This is a genomic window from Victivallis vadensis, assembly GCF_003096415.1.
Lineage (GTDB): Bacteria > Verrucomicrobiota > Lentisphaeria > Victivallales > Victivallaceae > Victivallis > Victivallis vadensis.
This window is the reverse complement of sequence record NZ_QEKH01000001.1, coordinates 128,951-144,084: the sequence shown is the minus strand read 5'-3', so window position 1 is coordinate 144,084 and position 15,134 is coordinate 128,951. Positions and strand designations below refer to the sequence as shown.

The following is a 15,134-nucleotide window of genomic DNA, read 5'->3' as shown; positions in this document are numbered from 1 at the left end:
TTGCCGAAGAATCCGGGATTCGCATTTTCGGGTGCGGCGGCGTCTGCGGATCAGGAACGGGACCGGTTGATGTTTCCGGTCAGGACCATCACCAGCGCCAGCAGCAAAAACAGCACGATGGAGCCGGTCAGCAGCGCATAGTCTTCCAGCTGGAGCATGAAGTACAGCAGGATGTAAGTCAGCGCCATCACTCCGGCGACGGCTGCCGCCACGATCTTCCGGCGGAAGATCAAAAGACAGTAAAGGCCGAGCAGTCCGACCGTGGCCGCGGTGGTGATCCAGTAGGCGCACTGGAAGCCGAGGTGTTCGCTGAAAGCCAGCAGCAGCGTGTAGAACAGTACGACCGCCAGCCCTGCCATCAGGTATTGCAGCGGGTGCATCCAGACCTTGCTCAGGATTTCCGCGAACAGGAACGCAAGCATGGAAAAGATGATGAACAGCACCGAATAGTGGATCGCCCGCATCGTCTGCTGGTAGACGTTGGCCTGAATGTGGAGGCCCACTCCGAATTCGGAGCCGGCGATCTTGAATTCATCGTCGAGCCACGATTGCGGGTAGTTGCGGTTCATGTCGGTGATCTTCCACTCGGCGTTGAAAGAGGTGTCGGTAACTTCGCGCGCGGCGGGCAGAAACTCTCCGGTAAAGCTCGGACTGCTCCAGTTGGCGGCCAGCCGGGCGGTGTTGGTCCGTCCCAGCGGATAGAAGGAGAGGGCGCTGCTGCCGTTCAGGTTGAGTTTCAGGGAGAATCTCAAAGTGGCGCCCGGTTTCAGGTCTTTCAGGGCAGTGAGCGGCACCTGAAAACCGGAAGAAGCCAGTCGGGTATCGGGAATGCCGGGGATTGCCTTGCATTCGACTCCGTTGATGTCGACGGTTTCGGCGGAAATTCCTTTCAGGTCGCTGATGCCGATCACCAGAATGGCGTCCTGAAGCTCTGTTTGCGCATTGGCGAGGCGGGAGAGGCGGAACTCCGCGGGAAGTTTAAACTCCCCTTCGATGGTGATCTCGCTGCGGTAAAGGACGGCCTGATAGAGGCCGCGGTAACGGATTTCCGGGTCGAGTTTCCCGGTGATGTTCAGCGTTTCCGGCAGGAAAGTCAGCTGGTGAAAACGGACTTCCTCAGTCACGGGCATCGTCGATTGCGCCGCCGGGCGGAGCCGCTTTTCGCGGACCGGGATCGACAGGAACGGCCCCGTTACCGTCTGGGCGGAACCCCATTCCCGGGAGATTTCATCGACCGCCTGATTGCGGTTGCTCTGCCGCTCCGCGATCAGCGAGTAGATCATCAGCGTCGGAATCTGGAGCAGCAGGATGATCGCGCCGATCAGCACTAGCTTGACGGTCAGGGAGTGGCGGACCCGTTCCGTCAGACAGGCGAAGCGGGAAGCGGATGAAGGGGACGTGTTTTCCGGCATGAGAAGGATTCCTTATTTTTGAATGGCGGCGCGGATGGCCGCCGCCGCTTTCTGGGCGAGCACGGAACGTTTGGCGTCGGAACCGGCCAGAAGCTGCTTCGCCTCCGCCGCTACCTGCGGCGAGGCTTTGACCGGTTTGCCGCCGTTCTGTTTTACGGCTTCTGCCGCCGCCGTGGCCGCCCCCTCGAAATCGTCGCTGCGGAAACGGAGCAGGGCGGCGAGCAGCAGCCCGTCGGGGGAGGCGGTATTCATGCTCAGGGTTTCGAGCGCCGCCGGAAGTTGTCCCGACTTATATTGTGCGAATGCCAGACGCACCGCGTTTTCGGCGGAATTCCGGTCGCGTTCCAGCAGTTGCTTGAAGTACCAGGCGGCGGAACTCCAGTCATTGTTCCGGGCGGCTTCCTGCGCCGCCGAAGTCATGAATTCGGTGACCTGCCGGTTCTCGTCGATCAGTTTGCCGAGGCGCGGTTCGAGTTCGAGATCGGGACCGGCGCCGAGCTTGCGGGCCGCCTGATACAGCCGGGCGGCGGCGGCTTCATCCGGCTTGTCGCCCTGCAGGTACAACCGGGCGAGTTCCAGCTTGGGGAGGGGAGAAGCCGGGGCCAGTTTTTCCGCCTGCCGGTAAAGTTCTCCGGCGATTTTGAGCTGGCCGCTCCCGGCCTGCGCTTTTGCGAACGGCAACAGCAGCCGGAGGTCATCGGGGTACTTTTTACGGAGAGGCTCCAGCAAAGCGAGCGCGTTGCCGTACTTCTCCTGCCCGTTGAGCGCGGCCGCGGCCGCCGCCGTCAGCTCCGGGTCATCCGGCGTGGCGCGGCGGGCGATGTCCAGAAGCGGCAGGGCGCGGTTGAATTCCTCGCGCTTGAGATGGATCATCCCGAGACGGGAGGCGGCGGCGGCGTTGGACGGGTCGAGTTCCAGCGCGGTCCGGTAGTTCCAGATCGCGAGGTCGGTACTCTCCTCCTGCTCGGCTTTTTGACCGGCGGCGACCAGTTCGGCCGGATTCCCCTTGGCGGTGACGATCCGGGGGGGCACGGCAACCTCCGGTTCGGCGGCCTGACGGATCACCGGACGGGCCGCCAGCTCGGCTTCGAGTTTGAGTTTGGCTTCGGCCAGCGCCTGATTTTCCCGCTGCTGGCGGGCGAGAGCCTGGCGTGTCTTGTCGAAATCGGCAAGCCGGGTTTGCAGGGCAGTCAACTGCTTTTGAGCGGAGGCCAGCTGCGCGGCCAGCTTTTTATTGGCGCTGTTTTCCGCCTGCAATGCGTTGAAATTGACCTGCAGCGCCTTGAAGTCGGCCTGCAGTTTCTGATGGCCGGCGGTTTCGGTTTCGAGCTTTTTCAGGCGGCCTTCGAGGTGGAGCCGGGCAGCCTGGGTTTTCAGCAAAGTTTCATGAGTGGCGTCGAACTCCTTTTTGAGCTTGGCCGAAGCGGTTTCCATATCCTGCTTATTGACGGTGAGTTCGGCGATCTGCCCTTTCAGCAGACTGATCTCGGTGGAGAGCTTGCGCTTGGCGGCGTCGGAGGCGGCGATGGCGTCGTAATCCTCCTGTTTGCGCTCTGCCAGCCGTTTTTCGAGGCGGTTGCAGCGGTCGGACCAGGTCTGGATATCGCTTTCCAGCCGGGCAATGCGTTCGCGCTGGTTCTTCAACTCGACCGAGGCGAGTTCCGCGCCGCCTTTTTCACGTTCGAGCGTTTTAAGCAGTTCTCCTTTTTCCGCCTCCAGCCGGGTGCGGGTGGCTTCGAGCCGCTGCAGCAGGTCGCGGACCTGCACCAGTTCGAGCTGGAGGTCACGCTGTTTATTCTGCAATTGGGTATTCTGCTCCTGACTGGTGGCGGCGGCTCCCTGCAGCTCGGTGAGGCTTTCGCGCAACTTGCGGTTTTCGTCCAGCAGCTGGGCGTTGAGCGTTACGGAGTCGCCGCCGTTTTTCAAGGTGTCCTGAAGCTGGCGGCGAAGGTTTTGCAGGTCGTTCTCCTGACTGCCGATTTGGGCCTGCTGTTCCTTGAGCTGGAGATTCGCCTGATCGAGGCGGTTCTGCAGTGCGCTGCGCTCTCCGGCGGCGTTGGCCTGAAAACGGCGCAGCTCGGCCAGCTCCCGCTCCAGCCGCGTCGCATCGGCTTCCCGCTCCTTCGCGGCGGCTTCCGCCTTGCTTCTGGCGCGGTAGAGTTCGACGGCGTCCTGATCGAGTTTCTGGAGCCGGGTTTCGGCGACTTTCAGGCGCTTGGCGGTCAGCTCCGCATTCAGTTTTTCCTCGATCAACTGGTTGCGCAGCTCGGTCAGGCGCTGGTCCGGTTCAAGGGACTGGCGCTCCAAGTCCTGATAGCGTTTTTCGAGCAGGGCGTACTTCTCCTGCATCACACGCTGTTCGCGCAGCAGATTGGCGACCTCTTTCTGAGAGGCCTGGTTGCGGGCGAGCCGGCGGCGGAGATCGTCGTTTTCGACGATGATTTCACTGAGTTTCTGCTTGTACTGTTCCAGTTCCCGGCGCAGGCTCTGCTGCTCGGCAAAGTCGGCGCCCGTGGGAGCAGAGGCCGCCGGCGAAGTCAGTTCACTGTCGCCGACGAGGCGCTTGACCGCGGTGATCTCGCGGTCGCAGTCGGCGATCCGCCCGGTGATGATCTTCTGATTCCAGTCCGGACGGTTCTTCTGGAGCTGTTCGTACAGCTTTTTAGCCTGTTCAAAGGAGTTGAGCGCTTTCAGGTAATCGCCTTTGTCGCGGAACTGCTCCCCTTTCTCGTACAGGGTATACCCGTTTTTCCAGGCATCCCACGGCGAGAAGTCGGCGGCGGCGAGCGTAAGCGAACCGGCGAGCGCCGCCGAAAGCAACCAGAATCGTTTCATCGTCTGAACTCCTCGAACTTATGCCGGTGAACCGGCCCGATGGTGAACACCAGTTCCAGCTCGCCCTGATCGTTGTAGTTCTCCTCGTAGATGCGGCCGCTGGCGTGGGCGAGCGCCGCGAGGTCGGAACGGGCCGGGGGCAGGGTGACCCGGAGCAGCTCGAAGCGCTCCGAGGCGAGGGACGCGAGCCGTTCCCGGAGCTTATCCATGCCTTCGCCGGTCGCGGTGGAAATATAGATCGCGGTCGGGAACAGGCCGTTCATCCGGGCGAGCCGTACCAGATCGTTTTCCCGGTCGACGAGGTCGAGCTTGTTGAAGACGACCTGAATATTCTTTTCTTCGGCGCCCAGCTCCTTGAGTACGGACATGGTGGTCTCCCACTCCGCGTCGAGCTGGTTGCTGGAAAGGTCGAGCACCAGCAGCAGGAAATCCGCCAGCACCGCCTCTTCGAGCGTGGATTTGAAGGCTTCTACGAGGGAGTGCGGCAGTTTGCGCACGAAGCCGACCGTATCGGTCAGCAGGAGCTCGAGGTTGTCGTCGAGCGTGATGCGGCGGGTGGTCGGGTCCAGCGTCGCGAAAAGCTGGTCTTTGACCAGGATTTCCGCCCCGGAGAGCGCCCGGAGGATGGAGGATTTCCCGACGTTGGTGTAGCCGACGATCGCGCCGTGCGGCACGGCGTTGCGCTGCCGCGCCTTGCGCTGGGTGGTGCGCTGCTTGCGGACGGTTTCAAGCTCTTCTCGGAGCTGCTGGATGCGCCGCCGGAGCAGCCGCCGGTCGGTTTCGATCTGGGCTTCTCCCTCGCCGCGGGTGGTGGCGCCGCCGCCGTGCTGGCGGGAGAGGTGGGTCCAGGCGCGGGTCAGGCGCGGCAGCGAATACTGCGCCCGCGCCAGCTCCACCTGCAGCACGGCTTCACGGGTCTGCGCGCGTTCCGCGAAAATATCGAGGATCACCTCCTCGCGGTCGATCACGCAGGTTTTGGTGAGCCGCTCCCAGTTGCGCTGCTGGGACGGCGTCAGCGGGGTGTCGAAGATCAGGCAGTCCGCTTCGCACTCCTGCGCGATCTGGGCGATTTCTCGGGCTTTGCCGGAGCCGACGTAATATTGCGGCATCACCGTATGCAGGTTGACGACCAGCGGTTCGAGGGGGACGATGTCAAGGTTGCGGACGAGGTCGGCGAGTTCGTCCAGATGCTCGTACACTTCGGCGTCGGTTTCTTCGGGGGCGCGTATGCCGATCAGCAAGGCGCGTTCCACTTTCTTTCTGGAATCTGAGGCGATATCGATCATGTTTTCCGGGATGTGCTTTCCTGCGATGAATACTGTTTCGGTTTCATTATAATAATACACCGGTTTTGCCGAATTCCAAAGGAAAGAATGCGATAAATGCCGAAAAAAGCGCGGATCGGCTTCGGCCGGCTCCTTGATAATTCGGGAAATCCCGGTTATATTAGCCGACAATGCGCGAGTGGCGGAATTGGCAGACGCGCCGGATTTAGGTTCCGGTTCTTCGGAGTAGGGGTTCAAGTCCCCTCTCGCGCACCATGTCGGTTTTCAGTATTTCCCGCCGTGGCGGCGGTTGCGGTAGCTGCTCGGATTGGTGCCGCAGTGCTTGCGGAAAACCCGCGAAAAGTAGCTCAGGCGGCGGAAACCGCACATTTCCGCGATCTCGCTCAGATTGTAGGAGGTCGATTCCAGCAGCATCCGCGCGAAGTCGATCCGGCGCTGGATGATGTAGGCGCTCAAGGTGATTCCGGTGGCCGATTTGAATACGGTGTTGAGATAGTTCGGGTGCAGCCCGATGGTGCGCGACAGCTTGCCGATGCTGAAATCCTCGTGGGTCAGGCTCCGTTCAACCGCCTGTTCGATCAGTTTGACGATCCGCTTTTCGTTGTCCGGCTCCGCTTCGGGAGCACCGCCTTTCACATTGAGCAGGTTCAGCCCCAGAAAGAACAGCTCGAAAATCTTCACCGAGGCGGAAAAATCCTCGCGGTTGTTGTACGCCAGTTCCGCGGCGCGCTGTTTCTGCAGGAAGTTGCGCGCATCGAAATCGTTCAGGCGGATGATGCCGAAATCCGGCCATTCCCGTTGTTCCGGTGCGAGCAGCTGCTGCAGCGGAAAGAGCGCGATCTTGCCCTGTTCGTCGAGAAAACGCCAGATCAGGCAGGTGTGTTCCACCCCCGTCGCAGGATCGCCGATGAAGTTGTGCGCGATCAGCGGATTGATGAACACGAGGGAGTTGAGCGGCGCTTCCGCCGGCTGCCGCCCCCGGATGTGCACCAGGCAGCTTCCCTGCGAAACCAGCACGTAATGATAGGAGGCGTGGGCGTGGAAGCGGTTTTCACTGCCGCGGAAGAAACGGTGGTGGAGCGTTTCCACGCTCAATGTATAGCTGCGGTCATCGAATCTGATCAGGCATTCGGTCTTTTCCATGCAGTCGGCCCTCCGGGAATAATATTGCCTCATTCTCTGAATTATGCAACTGATCTGGGAAAATAAACCGTTTTTTTGACCAGATATCTTTGAAAAGTGTAAGTTATATAGAATTTTTGCCGTTGACATCCGGCCCGGTTTCTGCCATAATTATAGGAGAAACAAAACGGAGAAGCAAGGATGAAAGAACGGGCGAGATTGCTCTTTTGCACGCCGATGGATTCGGCGGACTTTCCGAAGCTGTGGAACCGCGACGCGGAGGCGGCGGCGGAACGGCTGGGGTTTCAACTGGACCTGCTGAGAACGGCTCCGGCCGGAGCGGGAGGCTGGAACCGGCTGCTGCGCGGCTACGACGGCGCGGTCACCTCATGGGGAGCGCCGCAGTTCAACGCGGAGCTGCTGGAGGGGAACACCCGGCTCCGGATCGTCGGCCATGCCGCCGGTTCGGTCGCGGATCTGGTTTCGGATGAGTTGTTTGCGCGCGGGATCAAAGTGGTCTCCGCCAATGACACGATGGCCGGTTCGGTCGCGGAGTGGTGTCTGGCCGCATCGATCCTCGGCTTCGGGCGGGCGCTGGAATTCCTCCGCTTCGGAGGAGGGGAGCCGCTCCGCTGGGAGAATCGCGGCCGGGTGCGGTCGCTGCGGGACGCGGCGATCGGAATCTGGGGCTTCGGAGCGATCGCACGGAGCTATCTGGAGCTTCTGAAGCCGTTCACACCGGCGCGGATTCTGGTGCACAGCGATTTCGCTTCCGACGCCGCGCTGGCAGAATGGGGAGCCGAACCGGCCTCGCTGGAACGAGTGTTCGCGGAGGCCGATGTGGTCGTGCTGCTGGCCGGGCTGAACAACCGCAATATCGAACGGGTGGACGGCGGGCTGCTGCGCTCGCTCCGCGACGGGGCGACGCTGATCAATTACGGCCGGGCGCGGTTGATCCGGGAGGAGGATTTGATGGTGGAGCTGGAAAGACGGCGCTTTTCCGCATTTTTCGACGTTTTTTACCGGGAGCCGCTGCCGGTGGACAGTCCGCTGTACCGGCTGCCGAATGTGGTGCTGACGCCGCACGTGGCCGGGTTGGGCGGAATCCGGCGGTTCATCCCGGATGTGCTGGAAAATTTCGGCCACTTCTTCCGGGGCGAACCGCTGCGCGGCGAAATCACCCGCGAAAGGGCGGCGGCGATGACCAGTCACAAGAAAGCATTGACAGTCTGAAGGAAACATAAGGAGAAGGAATCATGAATCGATGGATCGAACCGACCGGAATATTCTGCCGGAGTGAACAGGCGCTTCCCGCAGTTCGTCACTTAAAGAAGTTCACTCTTATTGAGCTGCTTATTGTGATAGCTATAATTGCGATACTGGCGGCGATGCTGCTGCCGGCGCTGAACAAGGCGCGGGAAACGGCGCGGGGCATTGCGTGCGTGAGCAACCTGAAACAGTGTTACCTGGCGCTGTCCGGATACGCGCTCGACAATGACGACAACGTGACGGTGTCGACCAGCACGAATGCTCCGGCATGGGTGGGATTCGTGGTGCCGCCGGAAAAGACCTATGGAAACCTGAACTGCGGCGGCAATTATCTTGGAAATCCCAAGGCGGCGGTCTGTTCGATGAACGCATACAATTCGGCGCGGGCCAATGATTTCCGCAAAGCGGCCTACGGTGCGGCCATCGGGGAGCCGAAAGCGATCCACGACCGTTTCAAATGGGATGGGGAGGACGGATCGACGAAAACGCTGATTTCGGTGCCGATGCGGCTGGTGATGAAGCCGGGGGAAACCACGGTGCTCGGCGATACCACCGATCCGGATTTTCTGAATGAAACCACCAATTATGCGATCATGGACCGGGGGGCGGGCAAGCCGAACGTAATGCTGCGGCACGGTCACAAGGCGAATATGCTGTTCTGGGGCGGCAATGTTTCCTCGCTGCAGCTGAATGATTTCCGCAGTTCGCAATACTATTACTGGCTGATGCGGCCCGGCTATTTCGCGGAGGGGCAGGACGGATATGCGAAGGCGCGGGTGCGTTTTTCCAAGGTGCTGATCCCGAATGTGGTCGAGTGGACGCCGTCGGCGCCGGAGCTGTAAGGATAAGGAATGAAAAGCATGAAGCGACTGTTGATGGGTTGCGGTGCGGCCGCATGGCTGGCATGGGGCGTTTCCGGGGCGGCGATCACCGCGCAGCCGGGTGCGGACGGCACGATTTCGATTCCGGTGGCGGAGCCGGGAATCTACAAACTTGAACTCAAGGCGCGGGCAGGGGAGGGGGTGCCGGGGCGCAACATCATCCTGCGCAGCGCCTTCGGGGACCGGGTGCTGATTGCGCCCAACTCAAGGGAATGGGGAACGGTCGAGGATTATGCCGCGATCGGGGATTTCTGCGACCGGGTCGAAATCCGCACCCGGCGGCCCGGCATCGAACTGGGCGGTGCAACCCTGACCCGGGTGAAGGAACTACATCTGCCGCGCCAGCACTATGTGGCGCGGCCGGAACCGAATCGAGACCGGACGCCGGACATCAACCCGCCGACCTTCCGCTGGCCGGCTCTGGCGGGGGCGTCGGAGTACACGGTGCTGTACAAACCGGTGGCGGCGGACTGGAAAAGCGCGCAGCGGGGAACTGCCGTGAAGAATGGAGAGTTCCAGCCGCTGTTCTTCCGCCCGCAGAAGGCGCTGACGCCGGGAGAGTGGGAGTGGAAGCTGTTGTGCAACGGCCGCGAACGCGGCGGGCCGTACCGTTTCACGGTGTCGGCGGAGGCGGTGAAGTGGGAACTGCCGCCGTGGAGTGAGTTTTACAACGCCTTTTCAAAGACGCGGCCCCGGCTGATGTACTCCGCCGAAGAACTGGCACGGATCGGAACGAACGTCTCCGGCCCGATGAAAGGATACGCCGACCGGCTGATCGCGGAGCTGGAGGCCGGAGTCGGGCGTCCGTTCTCTGCCGCGAAAAAGGGCGATGAGCAGGTCAAGGGGATCAACGACCTGATGACGGTGCTGCACTTCGGCCGCCCGATCCATGAATATCTGGTGTTGGGACGGGTGCTGAACAGGCCGGATTTCCGGGCGGAGGGCAAACGCCGGGCGCTGACGCTGCTGGAACGGTGCCGGGGAAAGAAGGTGGCGTTCGACCAGGATTTCGCGAACGGATTGATCACGCAGTCGCTGGCGTTCGCCTATGATTATCTGGGTGATGAATTGAATGCGCAGGAGCGTGCGGCGATCCGGGCGGATATCGTCGAACGGCTGAAGTCGACCCGTTACCCGGCTTCGCTTCCCCGGTTCCTGTACGATGCGCATGCATGGCAGAGCACATTGCATCAGGCGGTCTGCGGCGCGATGGCGATCTGGGAAGAGGAGCCGTATGCACGGGAGTTCCTGCAGCAGATGCTGCCGTTTTATGTCGCGCTGTACCCGTGGTTCGGCGGCGGTGACGGCGGCTCGGCGGAGGGGACCCATTACGGCGTGGAGACCAATGCGCTCACTTCGCTGATTCCGCGCGCGCTGTGGCGGAACTTCTGCGGTCTGGACCTCGCAGGCAATCCGTGGCTGCGGAATAACGTCTGGTTTGCGATCTACACCCGCCCCAACGATGTGAAAAGCTCGTGGTTTGGAGACAACGGCGCGGACCCCGCCGGAGAACTGGGCGTCGCCGCGCCGTTGCTGGCCGGACTTCACGGCGCCCTGTATCCGAATCCGGCGGCGACGGCGTATGCGGTCCGCTACCTGAATCTGGAACGGACGGATCTGCAGCGGCTTTCGCGCGGCCTGATGTTGCGGCTGCTGCCGCTGGCGTGGGGGCCGTTTGAAGCGCCGCAACCGGCCGGGGCGCTGCCGCCGGCCCGCGCGTTCCGCGATGTCGGCATCGCGATCGCCCATACCGACATCGCCGACGCCGGGCGCAACATCACTTTGGAATTTCGCAGTTCCCCGTATGGAGCTTACGCTCACGCCCACGCCGATCAGAACTCCTTCAACCTGATGGCGCGCGGCGAGAAGCTGGTGCTGGACTCCGGTTACTACATCGGCTGGCATGACAGGCACCATTTCGGCTACACGATCCGTACTGCCGCCCACAATACGATCCTGGTCGACGGCAGGGGGCAGCCCGCCGACTGCAGCTATGGCTGGGGACGGATCTCCGGCTTCCGGCAGGGAGAGGACTACGTCTGGATGCGCGGCGACGCCGCGGCGGCCTACCTCGATCCCGCGCTGGACCGCTTCGACCGGGGAATCCTGCTGCTCAAGCAGGGAGAGCGTGCGGCGGCGGTCATTTTCGACGACCTGAAAGCGGCGGACGGGAAACGGCACCGTTATTCCTGGCTGCTCCATCTGGGCGGCAAGCCGGAGATCGACGCCGGAGGGCGTTCGCTGACGGTTGTGCGGGAGCGTGCGGCGCTTCGGGCGGATTGGCTGGAACCGGAAGAACTGGAATTTTCCGTCACCGATTTTTTCGATCCGAAGCCGGTGGTCTGGGAGTACCGCAAGAGCCATTTCAAGACGCTGGAGCCGCAGTGGCACGTACGCGCCGAGTGTAACGGCGGGGCGGAGCAGCGGTTTGTGACCGTGCTTCAGGCCGGGCCGAAGGAGGCGGCACCGGAGTTCGGGCGTCCGGTGGTGCGGGACGGGTGGATTACGATCGGAGACTGGAAGATCAGGCGCGACGGCGGACGCATCCGGCTGGAACGGCCGGGGCGCGAACCGGTGGAGTTCGCGGAGACGGAGCAGCAGGAGAATCCGCAACCTTTGCCGCCGCTGCCGGAGCGGATGGAGAAGCCGCGGGCGCGGCAGCTGATCCCGGCTTTCCGGGACGGAGAAACCGTCTGTTTCGCCGGAGACAGCATCACGCAGGACGGCACCTATATCGAACTTCTGAACAATTATTACCAATCGCGTTACCCGGAGCGCCGCGTGCGGCTGGTCAACTGCGGGGTGGGCGGCGATACGCTGTTCGACCTGATCCCCCGCCTGAAGTCGGATGTGCTGGCGCATAAGCCGGATTGGATTTTCGTGATGATCGGCACCAACGATATGAACCGGCGGCTCTACGGTGACGGCAAAAACGGTGCGGACTATGAAAGGCGGCGCGCGGTCTGCCGGGAGCGGTTCGGGCGCAAGCTCAACGAACTGCTGGAGCGGCTGAAGAAGAGCGGCGGCGGACGGGTGGTGCTGATGAGTCCGCCATGTTATGACGAATACACCTCCGGCGATCCGGCGCGGGAGAACAACGTCGGCGCCGACCGGGCGCTGGCCGATTTCACCGCGATCGCAGCGGAAACGGCGGCGCGGCATGGAGTGCCCTTTATCGACCAGCATACGCCGATGCTGGAGGCGACCCGCCGGGGGCAGGGGCGGGATGCGTCTTTCACCCTGTTCCATCCCGACCGGCTGCATCCGGCGCGCGCCGGCCACTATCTGCTGGCTTCGAAGATTCTGGAGGCGCAGGGGGAAAGCGGTCCGCTGGCGGAGTGGAACGTCAAAGGCACGGCCTTCATCCTGACTCCTCTATCGTTGCCGATGTGGCTGGACCCGGTATTCGGGAATACCCCGGAGCTGGAACAAACATGGCGCGACCGCAACCGGGCGACGCTCCGCGTTTCCGGGCTGGCCGATGGACGTTATCGCCTTTGCATCAACGGCAAAGAGGTGATGACAGGAAGCGCCGGGGAGTTTGCCGCCGGCGTCGATCTGGCGGTATTGCCGGGGAATCCGTGGCTGCTGCCGTCGAAGCGGGCGGCTGCGCTGAACCGGAAAGCGGCCGTGGTGGCCGACCGGAAGCTGCGCCGTCCGCTGGTGGGGCGTCAATTGCTGCTTCGCGCCCGGCGGGAGGGAGCTTCATTGCCGCCGGATGAGTTCGAGGCGGTCCGCCGGCTGCTGGCGGAACAGCCGGATAACAGCACACTGGCCGGACATTACCGCCGCTTTCTGGAAGGCGCGTCGGCGGAGGCGTTGGCGCAGGGGGAGGCGGAAGTCCGTGCCCTGCAGGAGGAAAGCCGTCGGATTCATCAACCGGTAAAGCTGCAATGTGAACTGGAACGGTTGCCGTAATCGGGAAGTTTCCGGAAAAACAGCCTCGGAAAATGATTTTTTTCTGCAATTTTTGGTTGCAAAAAACGGAAAGCTGTGTATATTAAAAAATGTTCGTTCCGTTGAGGATTTTTTCAAAACAGGAACGAGGTTGCACCCGTAGCTCAGTCGGTAGAGCAAATGACTCTTAATCATTGGGTCCACAGTTCGAATCTGTGCGGGTGTACCATTTTTTGCACCCGTAGCTCAGTCGGTAGAGCAAATGACTCTTAATCATTGGGTCCACGGTTCGAATCCGTGCGGGTGTACCATTAAAAAATTCAGCCTCGCGAAAGCGGGGCTTTATTTTTTAATGGGCTCCGGCACGGATGGCGAAGGTAAAACCTGAGCTGCGGCACGAAGTGACGCTTGAACAGGTTCGACGGCGCAGCCGAGCACGAGCGCAGCGAGGGCAGTCCGTGCGGGTGTACCATAAAAAAATCAGCCTCGCGAAAGCGGGGCTTTATTTTTTACGCCGTTTGCGGGGGTCTGAATAGGGGTTTTGCCCTGGTCGTCGAAAGCGGAAACCCATTTTCAGGGGCGAGTGGCGGTTTCGGCGATTTTCGCGAGTTCAGGTGAGGGTTTCCAGTCCTTGTATTCGGCAGCCTGGCGACGATTGATGTCGAGCCAGTGGCGGGGAGCCCACAGCCACTGAATCGGTTCTTCCCTGATCAGTTTTTCCAGAGCGGTGATGCACATCTGGGTTACGATCTGCACGTCGTGCTCCTTGTTGCCGGTGGGAGTGTAGATGATCGGATCGCCGACTAGGATTTCAAATTCAAAGTTGTCGCCGGGAACGCGCCGGGTCAGCTCCGGGATGATCGGAATACCGGTTTTCAGGTGGAGCAGCGCCGGAGTCATGTGAACGCAGGCCGGATGGCCGAAAAATTCACAGGTGATTCCCTCATTTGCACCGGCGTGCTGGTCGATCAGCATCGTGGTGATGCGGTTCTGGGAAATGGCGCGGAGGATCGGGCGGATGCCCTCGCGTTTATCGACCAGCTTGTGCATGTCGCCGGCGCGGTGGTCGAGGATCATCTTGCCGATCAGAGGATTGCTGAAGGGGCGCATGAAGGAGGTCATCGGAATGCGCGCCTTTTCCGCATAAGCGGTGCCGGCGACTTCCCAGTTGCCGTAGTGGGCGGTTGCGATGATGACCGGTTTGTTGTCATGCTCCTGCGAAAGGGAAATATCGATTGCGGCCTGCGATCCGACCACTCTGATTTTGGCCGGATCGTAGAGTTGGTCCATCTTGACGATTTCAACCAGAAGCTTGCTGAATTCGAGATAGGAGGCGACGGTGAGCCGTCTGGCCTGGGCCTTATCTTTGGCGATGCCGGCGTGCAGGAGGTGCTGCACGGAACGGGTATGGTGCCGGCGGTCGAAAACCAGCAGCAGCCGGAATAAAAAGCCGCTCAGGGCATAACCGGCTTTCAGCGGCAGCAGGTGCAGCAGGTGATACAGCAGATAAAAGGGAATATATTCCAAATAGATCAGGAAGAGGGACTTCTCCCGGGATTTTTTATTTTTCATGGCGGCCCCGTCTGTTTTTGGTTATGCTGTTACCGGACATTCCGAATGCGAGATAATACGGTAACCCAAAATATAATATAGTGCCGATTCTGTGTTTACGCCAGTCCCGGAAGAAAATTATCGGGAAATTCCCGGCGGGTATCGATGCAGTCTTGCATTTTTCGGTTTTTGAAGTAGTATAATAAACAGGAACGGCGGCAGAAATCCGTCGAATTTTGAAGATGAGGAGTGAAAAATGAAGTTCTGGATGATGATTTCCTGTATGGCGCTGGGGCTGGTTGCCGCGGCGGCGGAGTTGAACTATTCGGTGGATGACAGGGGCGCCCTGACGGTTCAGATGGATGGCCGTACCCTGTTGGACGGGGAGACGCTGCAGCTGATGGATGCCGAATGGGGGACGATTTCCGCTCCTTTGAAGGCGCAGCTGCAGCGGAAAAAGGAGGGAAATGTCGAGCGCTGCATCTGGGCGAGCGACCGCGCCGTGGTCAGCCGTTCGGTGGAGAAGCTGGCCGACGGCCGGCTTCGGATCGGCTGGAGCATGAAGTTCGTGAACGGCATTCCCGGCGGACGCTATATTGAATTGAGCTATTTCGCCCCCAGAGGCTCGTTCGCCTATGCGGAACAGGGACGGCGGAAAATCGCCGCTTCGGCCAAAGCGATGGTGATCGAGACCGCGGCGGGAAAATTGAACATCGAATTTTCGGGAGCCTCGACTCCGTGGGCTTTCGAGGATATGCGCAGTGAAAAGTGGCATGGGAATTTCCGGTTGATTCTGGCATGGAACTACGACCCCGCGGCGGTCAATGTCGTGGAATCCACGATGGTGTTGAGCGGAACTCCCGCAGAAGGAAAGTAAGAGA

Annotated in this window: 9 protein-coding genes and 3 tRNA genes; 7 read left to right on the top strand and 5 right to left on the bottom strand. The window is 61.0% G+C overall.

Annotated features, from left to right (window positions below; translation table 11 throughout):
• Nucleotides 1-50: 50 nt before the first annotated feature.
• From creD to hflX, 3 genes are read right to left on the bottom strand one after another with little or no spacing between them, the layout of a single operon-like run.
• The gene (creD, locus tag C8D82_RS00625; RefSeq protein WP_116882324.1) at nt 51-1,412 is read right to left on the bottom strand and encodes a cell envelope integrity protein CreD; all 1,362 of its coding nucleotides are present in this window, start codon (nt 1,410-1,412) and stop codon (nt 51-53) included.
• A gap of 12 nt (nt 1,413-1,424) precedes the next feature.
• The gene (locus tag C8D82_RS00620) at nt 1,425-4,247 is read right to left on the bottom strand and encodes a hypothetical protein (RefSeq protein ID WP_116882323.1); all 2,823 of its coding nucleotides are present in this window, start codon (nt 4,245-4,247) and stop codon (nt 1,425-1,427) included.
• The gene (gene hflX, locus C8D82_RS00615; RefSeq protein ID WP_133245001.1) at nt 4,244-5,533 is read right to left on the bottom strand and encodes a GTPase HflX; all 1,290 of its coding nucleotides are present in this window, start codon (nt 5,531-5,533) and stop codon (nt 4,244-4,246) included. The genes C8D82_RS00620 and hflX overlap by 4 nt, the downstream gene beginning before the upstream one ends.
• Nucleotides 5,534-5,705: 172 nt before the next feature.
• On the opposite strand from hflX, the gene C8D82_RS00610 reads away from it, so the two are divergent.
• A tRNA-Leu gene (locus C8D82_RS00610) sits at nt 5,706-5,788 on the top strand.
• Between the two features lie 9 nt (nt 5,789-5,797).
• Here C8D82_RS00610 and C8D82_RS00605 read toward each other — a convergent pair.
• The gene (locus C8D82_RS00605; RefSeq protein ID WP_165832737.1) at nt 5,798-6,676 is read right to left on the bottom strand and encodes an AraC family transcriptional regulator; all 879 of its coding nucleotides are present in this window, start codon (nt 6,674-6,676) and stop codon (nt 5,798-5,800) included.
• A gap of 180 nt (nt 6,677-6,856) precedes the next feature.
• On the opposite strand from C8D82_RS00605, the gene C8D82_RS00600 reads away from it, so the two are divergent.
• The 5 genes from C8D82_RS00600 to C8D82_RS00580 all read left to right on the top strand — a co-directional run bounded on the left by C8D82_RS00600 (nt 6,857) and on the right by C8D82_RS00580 (nt 13,013).
• The gene (locus C8D82_RS00600; RefSeq protein WP_116882320.1) at nt 6,857-7,888 is read left to right on the top strand and encodes a hydroxyacid dehydrogenase; all 1,032 of its coding nucleotides are present in this window, start codon (nt 6,857-6,859) and stop codon (nt 7,886-7,888) included.
• A 23-nt stretch (nt 7,889-7,911) separates the two neighbouring features.
• Nucleotides 7,912-8,766 (top strand): prepilin-type N-terminal cleavage/methylation domain-containing protein, encoded by an 855-nt coding sequence (locus tag C8D82_RS22015; protein WP_116882319.1) that lies wholly within the window; start codon nt 7,912-7,914, stop codon nt 8,764-8,766.
• Nucleotides 8,767-8,784: 18 nt separating this feature from the next.
• Nucleotides 8,785-12,723 carry a DUF459 domain-containing protein gene (locus C8D82_RS00590; protein WP_165832736.1) on the top strand — a complete coding sequence of 1,313 codons (3,939 nt, stop codon included), beginning with the start codon at nt 8,785-8,787 and terminating at the stop codon, nt 12,721-12,723.
• Nucleotides 12,724-12,855: 132 nt separating this feature from the next.
• Nucleotides 12,856-12,931: transfer RNA gene (locus tag C8D82_RS00585), tRNA-Lys, on the top strand.
• A 6-nt stretch (nt 12,932-12,937) separates the two neighbouring features.
• Nucleotides 12,938-13,013 (top strand) — tRNA-Lys (locus C8D82_RS00580).
• Nucleotides 13,014-13,275: 262 nt separating this feature from the next.
• Here C8D82_RS00580 and C8D82_RS00575 read toward each other — a convergent pair.
• Nucleotides 13,276-14,274 (bottom strand): lysophospholipid acyltransferase family protein, encoded by a 999-nt coding sequence (locus C8D82_RS00575; RefSeq protein ID WP_116882317.1) that lies wholly within the window; start codon nt 14,272-14,274, stop codon nt 13,276-13,278.
• A gap of 235 nt (nt 14,275-14,509) precedes the next feature.
• On the opposite strand from C8D82_RS00575, the gene C8D82_RS00570 reads away from it, so the two are divergent.
• The gene (locus tag C8D82_RS00570; RefSeq protein WP_116882316.1) at nt 14,510-15,130 is read left to right on the top strand and encodes a hypothetical protein; all 621 of its coding nucleotides are present in this window, start codon (nt 14,510-14,512) and stop codon (nt 15,128-15,130) included.
• The last annotated feature ends 4 nt before the right edge of the window (nt 15,131-15,134 follow it).

Excerpts from the sequence above, each read along its gene's own strand:
- C8D82_RS00590 (WP_165832736.1), top strand. The coding sequence starts at position 8,785 with ATGAAGCGACTGTTGATGGGTTGCGGTGCGGCCGCATGGCTGGCATGG.
- C8D82_RS00570 (WP_116882316.1), top strand. The coding sequence starts at position 14,510 with ATGAAGTTCTGGATGATGATTTCCTGTATGGCGCTGGGGCTGGTTGCC.
- C8D82_RS00575 (WP_116882317.1), bottom strand. The coding sequence starts at position 14,274 with ATGAAAAATAAAAAATCCCGGGAGAAGTCCCTCTTCCTGATCTATTTG.
- hflX (WP_133245001.1), bottom strand. The coding sequence starts at position 5,533 with ATGATCGATATCGCCTCAGATTCCAGAAAGAAAGTGGAACGCGCCTTG.
- C8D82_RS22015 (WP_116882319.1), top strand. The coding sequence starts at position 7,912 with ATGAATCGATGGATCGAACCGACCGGAATATTCTGCCGGAGTGAACAG.
- C8D82_RS00620 (WP_116882323.1), bottom strand. The coding sequence starts at position 4,247 with ATGAAACGATTCTGGTTGCTTTCGGCGGCGCTCGCCGGTTCGCTTACG.
- creD (WP_116882324.1), bottom strand. The coding sequence starts at position 1,412 with ATGCCGGAAAACACGTCCCCTTCATCCGCTTCCCGCTTCGCCTGTCTG.
- C8D82_RS00605 (WP_165832737.1), bottom strand. The coding sequence starts at position 6,676 with ATGGAAAAGACCGAATGCCTGATCAGATTCGATGACCGCAGCTATACA.
- C8D82_RS00600 (WP_116882320.1), top strand. The coding sequence starts at position 6,857 with ATGAAAGAACGGGCGAGATTGCTCTTTTGCACGCCGATGGATTCGGCG.